Consider the following 16,932-nt stretch of genomic DNA (forward strand, 5'->3'; position numbering starts at 1 on the left):
CTACGAGCCCGCGGTCGTCCTGTCCTGGCCGCTGGTGGGAGCGTCGCCGCTGATGATCGGGATCTCGCTCGTCGAGAAGTCCTTCGCCCAGTCGGACTGCGCGAGCTCCGACGTCGGGTCGTTGTAGTCCTTGATGACGTCGGCGACCTCGTCCTCGTGCGCGACGGTCGGTCCGGAGCCCATGAGCGGTGTCGCGGCCGTCTCCTTCGTGAAGTAGACGGCGACGAGGCCGATCACGGCCGCGAGCATGAGGTAGAACGCCGGGATGTCCTCGGCCCACGACAGCCCGGCGTCCTTCGCGCCGGCGATGAGCGCCTGCGTCGCGAGGGGCGTCGTGCCGCCGAACAGCGAGACGGACACGTTGAACGCGATCGCGAGCGCGCCGTAGCGGATGATCGTCGGGAACAGTGCCGGGAGCGTGGACGGCATGGTCGAGGTGAACGTGACGAGCACGAGGCCGAGGATGAGCAGGCCGAGGAAGACGCCGGGGCCCGTGCCCGACTGCACGAGCTTGAGGGCCGGCCAGGACAGCACGATGAAGCCGATGCAGCCCGCGGCGAGGACGGGACGCCGCCCGAACCGGTCGGACAGGCGGCCGCCGAAGGTGATGACGACCATCATGAGGATCATGACGATGACGATGAGGATCAGGCCGAACGTGGCGTTCTGGCCGAGGTTCGTCTCGAGGTAGGTCGGCATGTACGACAGCAGCATGTAGTCGGTCACGTTGAACACGAGGACCAGACCGATGCAGATGAGGAGCGAGCGCCAGTTCTCCGCGAAGAGCTTGAGGAACGGCGTCTTCTGCGACTCGCGCTCGGCCGCCTGCTCCTGCTGCTTCTGGAACGCCGGGGTCTCCTCGAGCTTGAGCCGGAGGTAGAGACCGATGAGGCCGAGCGGGCCGGCGACGATGAACGGGATGCGCCAGCCCCAGCTCAGCAGGGCGTCCTCGGGCATCGTGTACTGCAGGATCGTGACGATCGAGGCGCCGAGCACGTAGCCCGCGAGCGTGCCGAACTCGAGCCACGAGCCCATGAACCCACGACGCTTGTCCGGCGAGTACTCGGCGATGAAGGTCGCCGCACCGCCGTACTCACCACCGGTCGAGAAGCCCTGCACGAAGCGCGCCACCAGGAGCAGCACGGGTGCCCAGAAGCCGATCGAGTCGTACGACGGGATCAGGCCGATCATGAGCGTTCCGGCTGCCATCAGGATCATCGTCAGTGCGAGGACCTTCTGCCGGCCGATCCTGTCGCCGATCGGACCGAAGACGGCGCCGCCGATCGGGCGGACGATGAACGCGGCCGCGAAGAATCCGAACGTCGCGACCAGGTTCGAGGTGGGGTCGCCGGCCGGCAGGAACACCTTCGAGATCGTGACGGTCAGGTACGCGAAGATGCCGAAGTCGAACCACTCCATCGCGTTGCCGAGGGCGGCGGCGGCGACGGCACGCTTGAGCAGCGACTCCTCGACGACGGTGACGTCGTCCTCGGTCAGCTTGCGGCGTGCGCGCTTCGCGGCGCTCTTCGTCCGCAGCGGCCGGTCGCCGTGCTGGTGGAGTGCTTCGTTCGGTGCCAAGTCGTTCCTCCGGTAGTGCTGTGTCTTGCCTTCGGTGTCCGGCGGAGAGCGACTGTGCAGTCCTCACGAACACCGCGCTCGCCGGACAAACCCCGGTAGCGTACCAGATGGAGCGCTCCGACGCCGGGGACGGCTAGCATGAGGGAACCGCGCACCGCGCGCGGACACTCAGGCACCTCATCACGGACTCGGTGCCGCACACATCGATCGAAAGGCCCAGCCATGTCGAAGCCCATGCCCGACAAGCCCACCGTCGACGGACTCGAGCAGGTCTGGGGCCCGGTCTGGGAGCAGGACGGCACCTACCGGTTCGACCGCGACAGCGCCACGAAGGACGCCGTCTACTCGATCGACACCCCGCCGCCGACCGCCTCGGGCTCGCTGCACATCGGCCACGTGTTCTCGTACACGCACACCGACCTCAAGGCCCGGTACGAGCGCATGCGCGGCAAGCACGTCTTCTACCCGATGGGCTGGGACGACAACGGCCTGCCGACCGAGCGTCGCGTGCAGAACTACTACGGCGTCCGCTGCGACCCGCAGCTCCCCTACGACCCGGCGTTCGTCCCGCCGTTCGAGGGCGGCGACAACAAGTCGTCCAAGGCCGCGGACCAGCTGCCGATCTCCCGTCGTAACTTCATCGAGCTCTGCGAGCGCCTGACGGTGCAGGACGAGCAGCAGTTCGAGCACCTCTTCCGCACGCTCGGCCTGTCGGTGGACTGGACGCAGTCGTACCGGACCATCGACGACACCTCGCGCGCGAGCGCCCAGCGGGCCTTCCTCCGCAACCTCGAGCGCGGCGAGGCCTACCAGGCCGACGCCCCGACGCTGTGGGACGTCACCTTCCGCACCGCTGTGGCGCAGGCCGAGCTCGAGGACAAGGAGATGCCGGGGGCGTACCACGGCCTGGCGTTCCACCGGACCGACGGGGGCGAGGACGTCGTCATCCAGACCACCCGACCCGAGCTCCTCCCCGCCTGCGTCGCCCTCGTCGCGCACCCGGACGACGAGCGCTTCCAGGACCTGTTCGGCACGACGGTCCGCTCCCCCCTGTTCGACGTCGAGGTCCCGGTCCTCGCGCACCACCTGGCGCAGCAGGACAAGGGCGCCGGCATCGCCATGGTCTGCACCTTCGGCGACACCACCGACGTGGTGTGGTGGCGCGAGCTCCAGCTGCCGAACCGCGCGATCATCGGGTTCGACGGCCGCGTCCGTTCGGAGCAGCCGGACTGGATCGAGAGCGAGCGCGGTCAGGAGCTGTACGCCGAGATGGCGGGCAAGACCGTGTTCTCGGCGAAGAAGGTCGTCGTCGACGCCCTCACCGAGTCCGGCGAGCTCGTCGGTGACGTCAAGACGATCAACCACCCGGTGAAGTTCTTCGAGAAGGGCGACAAGCCGCTCGAGATCGTGTCGACCCGCCAGTGGTACATCGTCAACGGCGCGCGCGATGAGCAGCTCAAGGAGACCCTCCGCGAGCGCGGCGAGGAGATCGCCTTCCACCCGGACTTCATGCGCGTCCGCTACGACAACTGGGTGGGCGGCCTGTCCGGTGACTGGCTCATCTCGCGCCAGCGGTTCTTCGGCGTGCCGATCCCGGTCTGGTACCCGCTCGACGCCGACGGCAACCCGGTCTTCGACCAGCCGATCGTCCCGACCGAGGCCCAGCTGCCGGTCGACCCGGCGGCCGAGCCGGCTCCCGGCTACTCGGAGGACCAGCGCGGCGTCCCCGGCGGCTTCCAGGGCGAGCTCGACGTGATGGACACCTGGGCGACCTCGTCGCTCACCCCGCAGCTCGCGGGCAAGTGGGAGACCGACACCGAGCTGTACGAGCTGGTGTTCCCGTACGACGTCCGCCCGCAGGCGCAGGACATCATCCGCACCTGGCTCTTCACGACCGCCCTGCGCAGCCAGCTCGAGGCCGACGTCGCGCCCTGGAAGCACGCGAGCATCTCCGGCTTCATCGTGGACCCGGACCGCAAGAAGATGTCGAAGTCGAAGGGCAACGTCGTCACGCCGCTGTCGATCCTCGAGCAGCACGGCGCCGACGCGGTGCGCTACTGGGCGGCCTCGTCGAAGCTCGGCACCGACGCGGCGTTCGACCCGCAGAACCCGAAGCAGATCAAGGTCGGTCGTCGTCTGGCGATCAAGGTCCTCAACGCAGCGAAGTTCGTCTACGGCTTCGAGCTCCCGAGCGGCGCGACGACCGTGACCGAGGCGCTCGACGTCGACATGCTGGCCGAGCTCGGCTCCGTGATCGGGCAGGCCACGACGGCGTTCGACGGGTTCGACCACGCCCGCGCGCTCGAGGTGACCGAGCGGTTCTTCTGGACGTTCTGCGACGACTACCTTGAGCTCGTGAAGGAGCGCGCCTACGGCACCGCGTCGGACGCGACGCACGAGACCCAGGCGAGCGCGGTCCTGGCACTGCGTGCCGCGATCGACGCGCTGCTGCGTCTGCTGGCACCGTTCCTCCCGTTCGCGACCGAGGAGGTGTGGGCCTGGACCCACGACACCAGCGTGCACCGCGCGCAGTGGCCGTCGGTCGCCGAACTGCCGACGCAGGCCGAGCCGACGGGGCTGCTCGCGGCCGTCGGCCAGGCGCTCATCGGCATCCGTGGTGCGAAGACCGCCGCGAAGGCGTCCCAGAAGACGCCCGTGACGCGTGCGGTGGTCGCTGCTCCGGCCGAGCAGCGGGCGCTCATCGAGCGGGCGGCGGTCGACCTGGCCGCCGTGGGTCGCATCGAGAACCTGTCGTTCACGGACGGCGAGGAGCTCGCGGTGACCGAGATCGAGCTCGCCGAGCAGCAGGCGTAGCGTCGCCGTCGACGGACCGGGTCGCTCTGCGCGGCCCGGCCCGTCGTCGGCACGAGCACGGACGACAGGACGGCACGGGAGGCACGCATGCAGTTGGGGACACGCTGGAACGTCGGTGGGCAGCCACCCGAGCGACTGCCGGAGGCGATCGTCGTCGCCGTGCGCGGCGTCGAGGACGAGTTGGCCGCGGAGTCGGTGGACGCGTCGACGTGGCGCTGGACGCTGACGTACCTCGAGGGCAAGCCGATCGTGGAGCTCGACGACGGCACGTCGATCCACCTCGATCCCGCTGGTCGTGCGCAGGTGACGAACCCGGACGACGCCACGGACGAGGACTGAGCGGTACCCGCACGGGGCTCAGGACCCGGCGAGGGCACACCCGGTGAGGAGGGTGGTCCTCGCCGGATCCGACCTACACTAGAGAACGTCCGTTCCCCACACAGAGCGGGGGCGGCGGACGCAGAGGGAAGGGGACCGCCGTGGCCACACCGACCACCACCGTCGACCCGGCGACCCGCGCGCGGATCGTCGACGTCGCAGACGGGCTCTTCTACGCGCGCGGCTTCCAGTCCGTCGGCATGGACGAGATCCGGACCGGGGCAGGCGTCTCGCTGAAGAAGCTCTACGCGGCCTTCCCCGGCAAGGACCAGCTCGTCGCAGCGGTGCTCCGCGGGCGGCACGACTACTGGGAGCAGGGCATCGAGCAAGCCGTCGCCGCCGCGGACACGCCACGTGACCGACTGCTCGCGATGTACGACTTCCTCGAGCAGTGGTTCGGGGACGACACCTTCCGCGGCTGCGGGTTCATCAACGCCTTCGGCGAGCTCGGGGCGACCTCTCCCGCGGTCGCCGAGATCGCCCGGGAGCACAAGGAGTCGTTCCAGCGCTCCGTCGCCGGCCTCGCGGCCGCCGTGGTCCCGGACGTCGCCGCGGCCGGGGAGCTCGCCGCGCAGCTCGCCCTGCTCGCCGAGGGTGCGCAGACCACCGCCGCGATCGCGGGCGACACGACGCCAGCACGGCACGCTCGGCGTGCCGCGGCCACACTCATCGACGTGGCGACGAACCGAGCGGCCGCCAGGGCGGCCTGATCGGACCGACGCCGGCCGGGAGGCACGCTGCGGACGGGTGGGCAGCCTCCCGCCCGGCAGGCGGCCCGGTCCGTAGGGTGGGGCCATGGACACCCCGTTCGACCAGCCGAGCACCCTCCCCTACGCCCTGCCGCCGTTCGACGACGTCCGGCTGGAGCACTTCCGTCCGGCCTTCGACGCCGGCATGGCCGAGCAGCGCGCCGAGGTCGAGGCCATCGCCACCGATCCCCAGGCCCCGAGCTTCGAGAACACCCTCGTCGCACTCGAGCGCTCCGGGCAGCTGCTCACCCGCGTCTCGCACGTGTTCTTCACCCTGTCGTCGGCCGACTCGACCCCGGAACTGCACGACCTCGAGGCCGAGGTCTCCCCGCTCCTCGCCGCTCACCGGGACGCGATCACCCTCGACTCGCGGCTGTACGCGCGGGTCGCCGCCGTGCACGACGCGCTCGAGGGCGGATCCCTGTCCGGTGAGGACCGTCGCCTCGTCGAGCGCGTGCACACCGAGATGACGCTCGCCGGCGCCGGCCTCGACGACGCCGGGAAGGAGCGCCTGACCGCGATCAACCAGGAGCTCTCGACGCTCACCACGACCTTCGAGCGGAACCTGCTCGAGGACACGAACGACCTGGCCGTGCACGTCGTCGACGAGGCGGAACTCGCCGGGTTGGACGACGGCGCGAGGTCCGCCGCCGCGACGGCCGCGACCGACCGCGGGCTCGACGGCTGGCTCGTGACCCTGCCGCTGTACACCGGACACCCGTGGCTCGCATCGCTGACCGACCGCGGCCTGCGCGAGCGGATCATGCGCGCCTCGCTGTCCCGTGGACGTCGCGGCAACGCGTACGACAACCGGGACGTGCTGCTGCGGATCGTGCGCCTCCGCGCCGAACGGGCCGAACTGCTCGGCTTCCCGAACCACGCCGCCGTCGTGACGGCTGACGAGACCGCCGGCACACCCGAGGCCGTCGACGGGCTGCTCTCCTCGCTCGTGCCCGCCGCGGCCGCCAACGCCGACGACGAACGTGCGGTGCGCTCGCGCACTGTGGGCTTCGACGTCGAGGCGTGGGACTGGGCGTACGCCACCGAGATCCTGCGCGGCGAGCAGTTCGCCGCCGACAGCTCGGCGCTCCGCCCGTACTTCGAGGCCGACCGGGTGCTCCGCGACGGGGTCTTCCACGCAGCCGGAGCGCTGTACGGCCTGACCTTCACCGAACGCCCCGACCTGCGCGGCTACAACGACGAGGTCCGGGTGTTCGAGGTGCGTTCCGACGAGGACGAGCCGGTCGGCCTCTACCTGCTCGACCTGTACACGCGGGACGGCAAGCGCGGAGGTGCGTGGATGAACCCCGTCGTCGAACAGTCCCACCTGCTCGGCACGCTGCCGGTCGTCGTCAACAACCTCAACGTCGCGAAGCCGGCTGCGGGCTCCCCCACGCTCCTCATCCAGGACGAGGTCGAGACGCTCTTCCACGAGTTCGGGCACGCGCTGCACGGGCTCATCGCGCGGACGACGTACCCCCGGTTCTCGGGCACGAACGTCGAGCGCGACTTCGTGGAGTTCCCGTCGCAGGTGAACGAGATGTGGGTGTCGTGGCCTTCGGTGCTCGCGAACTACGCCAAGCACCACGAGACCGGCGAGCCGCTCCCCCCGGAGCTCGTGCTGGGGCTGAGCGACTCGGCCGGCTTCAACGAGGGCTTCTCGACGACGGAGTACCTCGCCGCGGCGCTGCTCGACCAGGCCTGGCACCGCTTGTCCGCGTCCGAGGCCGCCGCGGTCGCCGACGTCGAGACGTTCGAGCGGCAGGCCCTGGCCGACGCCGGGGTCGACGTCGAGGCGGTACCGCCGCGGTACTCGTCGACGTACTTCGCGCACACGTTCTCGGGCGGGTACGACGCCGGGTACTACGGCTACATCTGGTCCGAGGTGCTCGACGCCGACACGGTGGAGTGGTTCCGTGAGAACGGCGGTCTGTCGAGGGAGGCCGGTGGACGCTTCGCCACGATGCTGCTCGGCGTCGGCGGGGCGCAGGACCCGCTCGAGGCGTACCGGGCGTTCCGCGGTCGCGACGCCGAGGTCGGGCCGCTGCTGCGCCGTCGCGGGCTCGAGTAGCGCGGCCCGACCGCCCGGCAGACGCCGCTCGCGACGACGGCCCGGCCCCGCACGGGGACCGGGCCGTCGTCGCGAGCGGTTCGCTACGCGGACTTCTCGACGCGCTTCGCCCGGGGTCGCGGCACGATCGTCGGCGCCGCGTTCTCGAGCACGGACTCGCGGGTGATCACCACGCGTGCGACGTCGTCGTCGGACGGCACGTCGAACATCACCGGCCCGAGCACCTCTTCGAGGATCGCGCGGAGACCGCGGGCACCGGTCTGGCGCAGCACGGCCAGGTCGGCGATGGCCTCGAGCGCACCACGGTCGAACTCGAGCTCGACGCCGTCCAGCTGGAACATCCGCTGGTACTGCTTCACGAGCGCGTTCTTGGGCTCGGTCAGGATCTGCATGAGCGCGGCCTGGTCGAGCTGCGAGACCGTCGTGACGACCGGCAGACGACCGATGAACTCCGGGATGAGCCCGAACTTGTGCAGGTCCTCGGGCAGGACGTCGGCGAACAGGTCCTGCTGGTCGAGCGGGCTGTGCAGCGGGGCGCCGAAGCCGATGCCGCGCTTGCCGACGCGCGACGACACGATGTCCTCGAGCCCCGCGAACGCCCCCGCCACGATGAACAGCACGTTCGTCGTGTCGATCTGGATGAACTCCTGGTGCGGGTGCTTCCGCCCGCCCTGCGGCGGCACCGAGGCTGTCGTGCCCTCGAGGATCTTGAGCAGGGCCTGCTGCACACCCTCGCCCGAGACGTCACGGGTGATCGACGGGTTCTCCGCCTTGCGCGCGATCTTGTCGACCTCGTCGATGTAGATGATGCCGGTCTCAGCACGCTTGACGTCGTAGTCCGCGGCCTGGATGAGCTTGAGCAGGATGTTCTCGACGTCCTCGCCCACGTAGCCCGCCTCGGTCAGGGCGGTGGCGTCGGCGACGGCGAACGGCACGTTCAGGCGCTTCGCGAGCGTCTGCGCCAGGTAGGTCTTGCCGCAGCCGGTCGGGCCGATGAGCAGGATGTTCGACTTCGCGATCTCGATGTCGTCGCGGTCCTCGGCAGCGGTGATCTGCCCCTGCGCGCGGACGCGCTTGTAGTGGTTGTAGACGGCGACGGCCAGCGCACGCTTGGCCGGGTCCTGCCCGATCACGTACTCCTGCAGGAAGTCGAAGATCTCGCGGGGCTTCGGCAGCTCGAAGTCGCCGCTCGCGGTGTCCTCGCCCGCTTCGGCGAGGCGCTCCTCGATGATCTCGTTGCACAGCTCGACGCACTCGTCGCAGATGTACACGCCGGGCCCGGCGATGAGCTGCTGGACCTGCTTCTGGCTCTTGCCGCAGAAGGAGCACTTGAGCAGGTCAGCGCTCTCTCCGATGCGTGCCATGTCGGTGCCCTCCCTGGTTGACCGATGCAGGCTGGTGACCAGCCCGATGTGATCGACTCTAACCGCATCCGGTGACAGCCACCGCGACGCCGTCCGGCCTGTCCCGGCACGTTCGCCCAGGGCGTGCGCAGCTGGTACCGTTGCCCGCGTTCCTCTACAAGTTGTAGAAACCGGAAGGACCCCATGACCAAGCGCCTCGCCGTCCTCGGCACCGGTACCGTCGCCGTCACCGCCGCGATCGTCCTCGGCACCGCCGCCGCCGCCAGTGCCCACGTCGAGGCCGACGTGACCTCCACCGCGGCGAACTCGTACACGACGGCGACCTTCTCGGTGCCGCACGGCTGCGACGGCTCGCCGACGACGAAGCTCGTCTTCCAGGTGCCCGAGTCCGTCATCGAGGTCACGCCCACGGTCAACCCGAACTGGACCATCTCGAAGACCACCGAGCCGTACACCGCGCCGTCGAGCAGCGCCGCGGGCGACGAGGAGACCGAGGCCGGAGCCGAGCGCGTCACGAGCATCACCTACACCGCGAGGACCCCGCTCCCCGCCGACGAGCGCGACACCTTCTCGCTGTCGTTCTCGCTGCCGGACGGCGAGCCGGGTGACCGCGTCTCGTTCCCCGTCGCGCAGACGTGCGAGCAGGGCTCGACCGACTGGGACCAGGTGCAGCAGGACGGCCAGGCCGAACCGGAGCACCCCGCACCCTCGATCGTCCTGACCGCGGCCGACACCGCCGCCGGTGACGACGCCACCGACGCCACCACCGCCACCGCGAGCGAGACCACCTCGACCACCGCCCAGCCCGACCTGGTCGGCCGGTTCCTCGGCCTGGGCGGGCTCGTCGTCGGCGCCGTCGGCCTGGTCGTCGCCGTCGCCGCGACCCGCCGACGGGACGCCACGAAGTGATCCGGCACGGACGTCCGACGGTGGACCGCCGGTCCGCGACGTCCCGGCGCTCGGCCCGGAGGCCCGTGGCCGCGACCGCCGCGGCCCTCGCCGTCGTGGGCGGTTCGGTCCTCGGACTCGCCGCGCCCGCCAGCGCGCACAACTACCTGGTGTCCTCGACCCCGGCGGTCGGCGGGACGCTCACGGAGCTGCCCGACCGGTTCGACATCACCACGAACGACCGGCTCCTCGCCATCGGCGGGTCGGACTCGGGCTTCGCCCTCCGGGTCATCGGCCCCGACGGCAAGTACTACGAGGACGGCTGCGTGGCGGTCGACGGTCCGTCGATGACCACGAAGGCCGCGCTCGGCGAGTCCGGGGAGTACGAGGTCGAGTGGCAGGTCGTGTCGGCCGACGGGCACACCGTCTCCGACCGCTACGACTTCACGTGGGAGGCCCCGAGCGGCTTCTCCCCCGCCACGGGCACGAGTGCACCTCCGACGTGTGCGTCGAGCGGCGGGTCGAGCGCGGGCCCGGACGCGTCACCCGACGGAGCGGGCAGCGGGAGCGACTCGAGCGCGACCGACGCCCTGTTCATCGGGGCCGGCGGTGTCGTCCTGGCCGGCGTCGTCGTCGCGGTCCTGCTGCTGCTCCGTCGCCGCCCCGCCTCCGCGGCCGACGACACCGACGAGGACTGACACGGACCTGACGGAACACCCCGCGCACCTCTCGCCGCCCGTGGCATCGTCCGCAACCGGTTCCGCCGGGCACAGGACGACGGCGAAGGCCCCACACCGATCGGTGCGGGGCCTTCGTCGTGCGGAGTGCTACTTGACGAGCGCCGGCAGGTTCTTGCGGCTGGTGAGGACCTGGTCGATCAGGCCGTACTCCAGCGCCTCTTCGGCGGACATGATCTTGTCGCGCTCGATGTCGTTGTTGACCTGCTCCGGGGTGCGGTTCGAGTGCTTCGACAGCGTCTCCTCGAGCCAGGTGCGCATGCGGAGGATCTCCGCCGCCTGGATCTCGATGTCCGACGCCTGACCGCCACCCTGCTGGGTCGCCGGCTGGTGGATGAGCACGCGGGCGTTCGGGAGCGCCAGACGCTTGCCGGGCGTACCTGCGGCGAGGAGCACCGACGCGGCCGAGGCCGCCTGGCCGAGGCAGACCGTCTGGATCTGCGGGCGGATGTACTGCATCGTGTCGTAGATCGCCGTCATCGCGGTGAACGAGCCACCGGGCGAGTTGATGTACATCACGATGTCGCGGTCCGGGTCCATCGACTCGAGCACGAGCAGCTGGGCCATGACGTCGTCGGCCGACGCGTCGTCGACCTGGACGCCGAGGAACACGATGCGGTCCTCGAAGAGCTTCGCGTACGGGTCCTGGCGCTTGAAGCCGTAGGCCGTGCGCTCCTCGAAGCTGGGGAGGATGTAGCGATCGGACGGAGCCGGGACGTTCTGCGCGCCACCGAGCATGGGGAGGTGCATTCTCGTTTCCTTCTCTTCGGTGGTGGTCAGTTGGACTCGGGCTCGGCGGCCGCGGTCGGCGTCTCGCCGTCGCCCACGGTGCCGCCGCCGCCGACGACCTCGTTCGAGGACGCACGGAGGTGGTCGACGAAGCCGTACTCGAGGGCCTCCTGCGCCGTGAACCAGTTGTCGCGGTCGTTGTCCTTGAGGATCTGCTCGATCGACTTGCCGGTCTGCTCGGCCGTGAGCTCCGCCATCCGCTGCTTCATGTCGAGGATGACCTTGGCCTGCGTCTGGATGTCGGCAGCGGTACCGCCGAACCCACCGGACGGCTGGTGCAGGAGCACGCGGGCGTTCGGGGTGATGTAGCGCTTGCCCGGGGTGCCCGACGAGAGCAGGAACTGCCCCATCGAGGCCGCGAGGCCGATGCCCACGGTGACGATGTCGTTCGGAACGAACTGCATCGTGTCGTAGATCGCCATGCCCGCGGTGATCGAGCCACCGGGCGAGTTGATGTAGAGGTAGATGTCCTTCTCAGGGTCCTCGGCGGCGAGCATCAGCAGCTTCGCTGCGATCTCGTTCGAGTTCTCGTCGCGGACCTCAGAGCCGAGCCACACGATCCGGTCTCTCAGAAGGCGGTCAAAAACACTGGGGTTCAGTGTCGCTTCGGCCATGGAAAAGCTCCCGTTCAGTTGTCGCTTGATGTCGAACTTATCGGGTGCAACGCACCACTTCGCGTCTGTTCGCTCTGGGCGGTCGGATGGTGCCGGGACGACGGACGGGAGGCACGGTGCCAGCTGGCACCGTGCCTCCCGTCCGTCAGCGCGTCGCGTTACTTCGCGTCGGCCTCCGTGGCCTCGTCGGCGTCGGCCGACTCGTCGGCGTCCGACTCCTGCGCCACACCGGCGGTGAAGGCGGAGAGGTCGACGACGTCGCCGTTGGTGTCCTTGACGGTGACCTTCGAGAGGACGGTGGCGACCGCCTTCGAACGGGCGACCTCGCCGACCATGCCGGGGATCTGCCCGTTCTGGTCGATCACCTTGATGAACTCGGCCGGCTCCATGCCGTACTGCGCCGCCGCCTGGATGAGGTACTGCGTGAGCTCCTCCTGGGAGACCTGGATCTCCTCCTTCTCGGCGATGGCGTCGAGGAGCAGCTGCGAGCGGAAGGCCTTCTCGCTGGACTCGGAGACCTCCTTGCGGTGCTCCTCGTCCTCGAGACGGTTCTCCTGCTCGAGGTGACGGTGCACCTCGTCCTCGATGAGCTGCTCCGAGATCGGGATGTCCACGTCCTCGATGAGCTTCTCGACGAGCTTGTCGCGAGCCGCGGCGCCCTGACCGAAGGTCTTGGACTTCGCGATCTGCTCCTTGAGGTCCGCCTTGAGCTCGTCGATGGTGTCGAACTGGCTGGCGATCTGCGCGAACTCGTCGTCGGCCTCGGGGAGCTCGCGCTCCTTGACGGCGGTGACGGTCACGGCGATCTGCGCGGTCTCGCCCTCGCGGTCGCCACCGACCAGCGTGGACTCGAACGTGGTCGACTCACCCGCGGTGAGCGACTCGAGCGCCTCGTCGATGCCCTCGAGCAGGTCGCCCGAACCGATCTCGTAGGAGACGCCGGTGGCCGAGTCGACCTCGTCGTCGCCGATGGTGGCGGTCAGGTCGATCTGGGCGAAGTCGCCGGTCTTCGCCGGACGGTCGACCGTCACGAGCGTGCCGAAGCGGGTGCGCAGGTTCTGCAGCTCCTCCTCGACCTCGTCGTCGGAGACCTCGACGGCGTCGACCGTGAGCTCGTACTGGTCGTACGCGGGCAGGTCGAACTCGGGACGGACGTCCACCTCGAAGGTGAGGACGAGGTCGCCCGAGAAGTCCTTGACGTTCGGGAGCTCGGCGACGTCGGCCTCGGCACGGCCGAGGATGCGCAGCTCCTGCTCCTCCACCGCCTGGCGGTAGAAGGTGTCGATGGCGTCACCGACGGCGTGGTTCAGGACCTCGCCGCGGCCGACACGCTGGTCGACGATCGCCGGCGGGACCTTGCCCTTGCGGAAGCCGGGGATGTTGATCTGCTCGGCGATGTGCTTGTAGGCGTGGTCGATGCTCGGCTTGAGATCTTCCGGCGTCACGTTCACGGTGAGCTTGACGCGGGTGTCGCTCACCTTGTCGACGGTGCTGGTGGCCAAGGGATGTACTCCTGTTGGTTGACGTTCGAGTGGACCTGGTCGGGGCGACAGGATTTGAACCTGCGACCTCCCGCTCCCAAAGCGGGCGCTCTACCAAGCTGAGCTACGCCCCGTGACTGGGCCAGGGTGGTCGCGCACACCCGAGGGCAGGCGCGACCGCGACGAGTCTAGCGGTCCCCCGGTGGCTGGTTCCCGGGAGGCGTGCCGGGACCGGGCGCGTCGGCCCCGGCATCCCGGCGCAGCCCCTGCCGCCACCGGACGCCCACGGCGACCTGGACACCGAGCGCCGCGACCACGAGCGCGATGCCGAGGACGATCCGCCAGACGTGGAACAGGGCGTGCCAGGGCTGCACCTGCGGGTCGTCGAAGACCTCGGGACGGAGCGACAACACCACGGCGGCGAGCGCCAGGAGCACGAACGAGAACACCCGTGAGCGCTTGATCCGGCGGGTGTCGGCACCGTGGGGCTGCGGCACCACGTTCGATGGCATGTCGGAGGCCGTTCGTCCGCTACGATGGTGGCGCTGCGGACCTGAGTCGCAGTGCGGGGATGTAGCTCAATGGTAGAGCCCCAGTCTTCCAAACTGGCCACGCGGGTTCGATTCCCGTCATCCCCTCCCCTGTAGACGCTGGGATCCCAGCCGCCTACGGACCCGCCGCGATGCTGGATCCACTCCGAAGCCACTCATGCTGTAACTTCCGGCCATGAGTACCGATCCCTATCGCCGCGAGCTCCGGGGCTCTGGCGCGTCTGACAGCCGAACAAGGAGCCTCCACCGGGAGCGGCCCGTCTTCGAGGACGAGACCAGTTTCTCCTGGGATGACGATCAAAGGTCGACAGCGGCCGGGCACGTTGTAGCGCACTTCGGCGACCTGACAGACCGGGCGATTGCTTTCATCGAAGGATCCGAAGCGATCGTCGGCTGCGTTGCATGGGTCACCGAAGGGCGCCTCCTCGACGCGCTGGCGGGACGGCCGGTCTCGCTGGTTGTTCAGAAGGAAGACTTCCTTCGACCCGACCAGGAGCAGTCAACCGCGTGGCAAAGCATGTTGCGTGACAGATACGACAGACTCCAGAACGAGTTCGCGCGGTATACCTTCCCAGCACCTCTCGGACTGGCCTCGTACGCAAGCGATCCGACGCTTGAAGGCGTGCGGTGCGTCGGCAACCACAATTCCGCAAGATCAGCGGCAATGCCCCGCATGCATCACAAATTCCTGGTCCGTATTGCCCCTTCTAGCGCGGGAAGTTTGAATCCGACGGCCGTTTGGACCGGATCCTTCAACTTCTCGAAGAACGCTGGATACTCCTTTGAGAACGCAGTCGAGTTACACGACCCGGAAATAGCGAGCGCATACCTCGACGAGTTTGCCCGTGTGATGACACTCTCAGAACCGCTTGACTGGGAACAACCATGGGTATATCCAGAATGGCGAATCGGAACATGAAAGGGGACGGCCTAGCACTTTGACAGCTGCTAGGCCGCTGACCGCAAGCGGTCATACCAGGCGAGGACTCTGCGGAAGTTGGAGACGTGGGACTCGAAGACGGAGGACTCATAAAGCTCGACAAGTACCGCTCGTAGCTCTTTCAAGTCGAACAAGCTAGGGTCCAAGAGCAAAAGGCATTCGAGTTTGAAGTACAGAGCGAAGTCCGCGGCCATCACGTCTCGTGGCGATTGCAGCTTGCCATCAACCTGACGCCGGTAGCGGCCAATGATGTATTGGTCTCGGCTCTGCAACTTCCGTTCGGCCAGCTGCCGGATGATTGGTCTGAGCCCCGTGTAATCCACATCACCAGTGCTGCTAATGCGACCGGATTCGTGCAAATACTTGTGAACCGGAAGGGTGTCAGTACCCCTTGGCCTGATCTGTTCAGGGATTCCATACTTCAGAACACTCTCGGCGTCCAATGCTCTCTCGCGTACGCCAAGCACGTCTCGTTCGAGGTCCGCGCGAGTCAGCGTGCGAGCACTGATGCTTGACAGGTCTTCCAAGTCCTTGTCTGAGAAGCGTCCGACTCCGAAGACGACTCGCACCCCAGCGGCGTCCTCCGCGTCGATTGGTATCGCCCGAACAATCTCACGGGTGTCATCCGGATCCGGGTGCGTTACCAAGTCGAAAACGTGCTTACGAAGCTCACGCAAGACTCCGGCGGGGAACGGCCGCTCGAGGCGCCCAAGAGCCGACCAGAGCCACGCGAACGAATTTGTCTCGATCCTCGTGATAGGGAGGCGATGCCCTCCACGCTCAATGCTAGCCTTCTCTATAAGGGGCTCGAAGTCCTCGTGTGAATTCCATTCCGCGATGTAAATACGCGATCCCAGTTCATCGAGCCGGGCCGGACCAACGGCGGTCGCGATGTTACCGAGAATCTCGCCAATGTACTCGTCCGTCAAGCTGTAGCCTACGAACAGTACCGGATGCTCCGCAAAGATGGTCAGCAGCTTTGCTGCAAGGTAGTGGTTCCGCTTTGTAAGTTCCGCGTAATCTGTGGATGTAAGCACCAACGAGCTCGGCCGGGCGGCACTCCCGTGAATCTTGTACGTTTCGGCGATGAACTGCGCATCACTAAACATCAGCTCATCTTGCCCGACGTAAGGAGTGAACGCAGGAAAGAGCTGATCGGTCAGGGAGTCATAGTTGGTGGTGATCACTCCGTCCACCACTACTTCCTGCAGAAGACTCACCTCGGCGTTTAGCGATGGATCATCACGCCCGGGCCGACCCTGCAGCAGATCTTGGCGCTCCACTATGTAGGACGCTATTGCTGCCTTGATCGCCCCATCTTGATGGGTCCGAGCTTCATTTTCGTACTCGCGTACCTGCTCCTTATACTTTGAATCATTCCACCAATGCGGGTAAAATGCTTTAGCTATAGAAGACGCGGCCGTAGGGTAGTCGCCATTAGCGGCCGCGAGATGATAATTGAAATTCTCCCCGACTTCCTCAGCGAAGACTTGCAGAAGGCCTTCCCAATCGGGAAGACCCAAGTAGCGGCGAGAGATTCCGCTGCCGATGAACAGGTAGGGTAGGGCGCTGTGGTGATCAGCTAACTGCTGCGCAAAAGAACGTGCTCGTTCGTCATCTGCATCCGTCAACGGCTCTACGTGCGGCTGCATCTCGGTGTCGAGCGGCGGGGTTGATGAAGTGTCTCCGACAGATGACATGGCTCGATACTATCCACGGATCCTCGCGCGAACTATGCCTTCATCACGAACGCTTCGAACCGTGCGATTTGGTCGTCATAGTCGGTTGGGTATAGGTGCCCGTAGATGGTGTCGGTCGTCGAGACCGACGCGTGGGACTGCTGCAGGTTCGGTTGACTCGTTCGTTTAGGCCGCGAGTGCGACCTGTGGGTTGATGATCGTCTCGTACTCGACCGGGGTCAACTTCCCCAGACCGCGTTGCCGTCGTTTCCGGTGATAGGTCGCCTCGATCCAGGTGA

At 67.7% G+C, this 16,932-nt stretch carries 14 protein-coding genes and 2 tRNA genes; 8 read left to right on the plus strand and 8 right to left on the minus strand.

All coding sequences use genetic code 11. The annotated features are described in order from the left end of the window. Window positions 1-1,578 (minus strand): glycine betaine/L-proline transporter ProP, encoded by a 1,578-nt coding sequence (gene proP, locus DEJ23_RS12920; protein WP_258375528.1) that lies wholly within the window; start codon window positions 1,576-1,578, stop codon window positions 1-3. A 222-nt stretch (window positions 1,579-1,800) separates the two neighbouring features. Here proP and valS point away from each other — a divergent pair, with 222 nt between their 5' ends. From valS to DEJ23_RS12940, 4 genes are all read left to right on the plus strand, one after another. After that, window positions 1,801-4,392, plus strand: a complete 2,592-nt coding sequence (gene valS, locus DEJ23_RS12925; protein ID WP_258375529.1) for a valine--tRNA ligase — start codon at window positions 1,801-1,803, stop codon at window positions 4,390-4,392. Between the two features lie 87 nt (window positions 4,393-4,479). Beyond that, window positions 4,480-4,731 (plus strand): hypothetical protein, encoded by a 252-nt coding sequence (locus tag DEJ23_RS12930; protein ID WP_111240653.1) that lies wholly within the window; start codon window positions 4,480-4,482, stop codon window positions 4,729-4,731. A gap of 140 nt (window positions 4,732-4,871) precedes the next feature. Next, entirely contained in the window at window positions 4,872-5,480 is a 609-nt protein-coding gene (locus DEJ23_RS12935; RefSeq protein WP_111240654.1) for a TetR/AcrR family transcriptional regulator, read from the plus strand. 85 nt (window positions 5,481-5,565) lie between these two features. Then, window positions 5,566-7,590, plus strand: a complete 2,025-nt coding sequence (locus DEJ23_RS12940) for a M3 family metallopeptidase (protein WP_111240655.1) — start codon at window positions 5,566-5,568, stop codon at window positions 7,588-7,590. A gap of 83 nt (window positions 7,591-7,673) precedes the next feature. Here DEJ23_RS12940 and clpX read toward each other — a convergent pair whose 3' ends face one another. Then, window positions 7,674-8,954, minus strand: coding sequence for an ATP-dependent Clp protease ATP-binding subunit ClpX (clpX, locus tag DEJ23_RS12945; RefSeq protein ID WP_111240656.1), 1,281 nt, complete (start codon window positions 8,952-8,954; stop codon window positions 7,674-7,676). A 183-nt stretch (window positions 8,955-9,137) separates the two neighbouring features. Here clpX and DEJ23_RS12950 point away from each other — a divergent pair, with 183 nt between their 5' ends. Further along, complete coding sequence (locus tag DEJ23_RS12950; protein ID WP_111240657.1) at window positions 9,138-9,863, plus strand: YcnI family protein; 726 nt, start codon at window positions 9,138-9,140, stop codon at window positions 9,861-9,863. Between the two features lie 65 nt (window positions 9,864-9,928). After that, window positions 9,929-10,540 carry a copper resistance CopC family protein gene (locus DEJ23_RS12955; protein WP_181429259.1) on the plus strand — a complete coding sequence of 204 codons (612 nt, stop codon included), beginning with the start codon at window positions 9,929-9,931 and terminating at the stop codon, window positions 10,538-10,540. A 129-nt stretch (window positions 10,541-10,669) separates the two neighbouring features. On the opposite strand, the gene DEJ23_RS12960 is transcribed toward DEJ23_RS12955, so the two are convergent. From DEJ23_RS12960 to DEJ23_RS12980, 5 genes are all read right to left on the minus strand, one after another. Further along, the gene (locus DEJ23_RS12960) at window positions 10,670-11,329 is read right to left on the minus strand and encodes an ATP-dependent Clp protease proteolytic subunit (RefSeq protein WP_058728413.1); all 660 of its coding nucleotides are present in this window, start codon (window positions 11,327-11,329) and stop codon (window positions 10,670-10,672) included. A 26-nt stretch (window positions 11,330-11,355) separates the two neighbouring features. Further along, entirely contained in the window at window positions 11,356-11,982 is a 627-nt protein-coding gene (locus tag DEJ23_RS12965) for an ATP-dependent Clp protease proteolytic subunit (protein ID WP_058748854.1), read from the minus strand. 158 nt (window positions 11,983-12,140) lie between these two features. Next, window positions 12,141-13,484, minus strand: coding sequence for a trigger factor (tig, locus tag DEJ23_RS12970; protein ID WP_111240659.1), 1,344 nt, complete (start codon window positions 13,482-13,484; stop codon window positions 12,141-12,143). Between the two features lie 36 nt (window positions 13,485-13,520). Further along, window positions 13,521-13,597, minus strand: a tRNA-Pro gene (locus tag DEJ23_RS12975). A gap of 54 nt (window positions 13,598-13,651) precedes the next feature. Next, complete coding sequence (locus DEJ23_RS12980; RefSeq protein WP_111240660.1) at window positions 13,652-13,975, minus strand: hypothetical protein; 324 nt, start codon at window positions 13,973-13,975, stop codon at window positions 13,652-13,654. A 55-nt stretch (window positions 13,976-14,030) separates the two neighbouring features. Here DEJ23_RS12980 and DEJ23_RS12985 point away from each other — a divergent pair. Next, window positions 14,031-14,101: transfer RNA gene (locus DEJ23_RS12985), tRNA-Gly, on the plus strand. Between the two features lie 88 nt (window positions 14,102-14,189). After that, window positions 14,190-14,933, plus strand: coding sequence for a phospholipase D-like domain-containing protein (locus tag DEJ23_RS12990; RefSeq protein WP_111240661.1), 744 nt, complete (start codon window positions 14,190-14,192; stop codon window positions 14,931-14,933). Window positions 14,934-14,962: 29 nt separating this feature from the next. Here the strand turns inward: DEJ23_RS12990 and DEJ23_RS12995 are convergent, their stop codons facing one another. Further along, window positions 14,963-16,654, minus strand: a complete 1,692-nt coding sequence (locus tag DEJ23_RS12995; RefSeq protein ID WP_111240662.1) for an SIR2 family protein — start codon at window positions 16,652-16,654, stop codon at window positions 14,963-14,965. Between the last annotated feature and the right edge of the window lie 278 nt (window positions 16,655-16,932).

The organism is Curtobacterium sp. MCSS17_008, from assembly GCF_003234185.1.
Taxonomy (GTDB): Bacteria; Actinomycetota; Actinomycetes; order Actinomycetales; family Microbacteriaceae; genus Curtobacterium.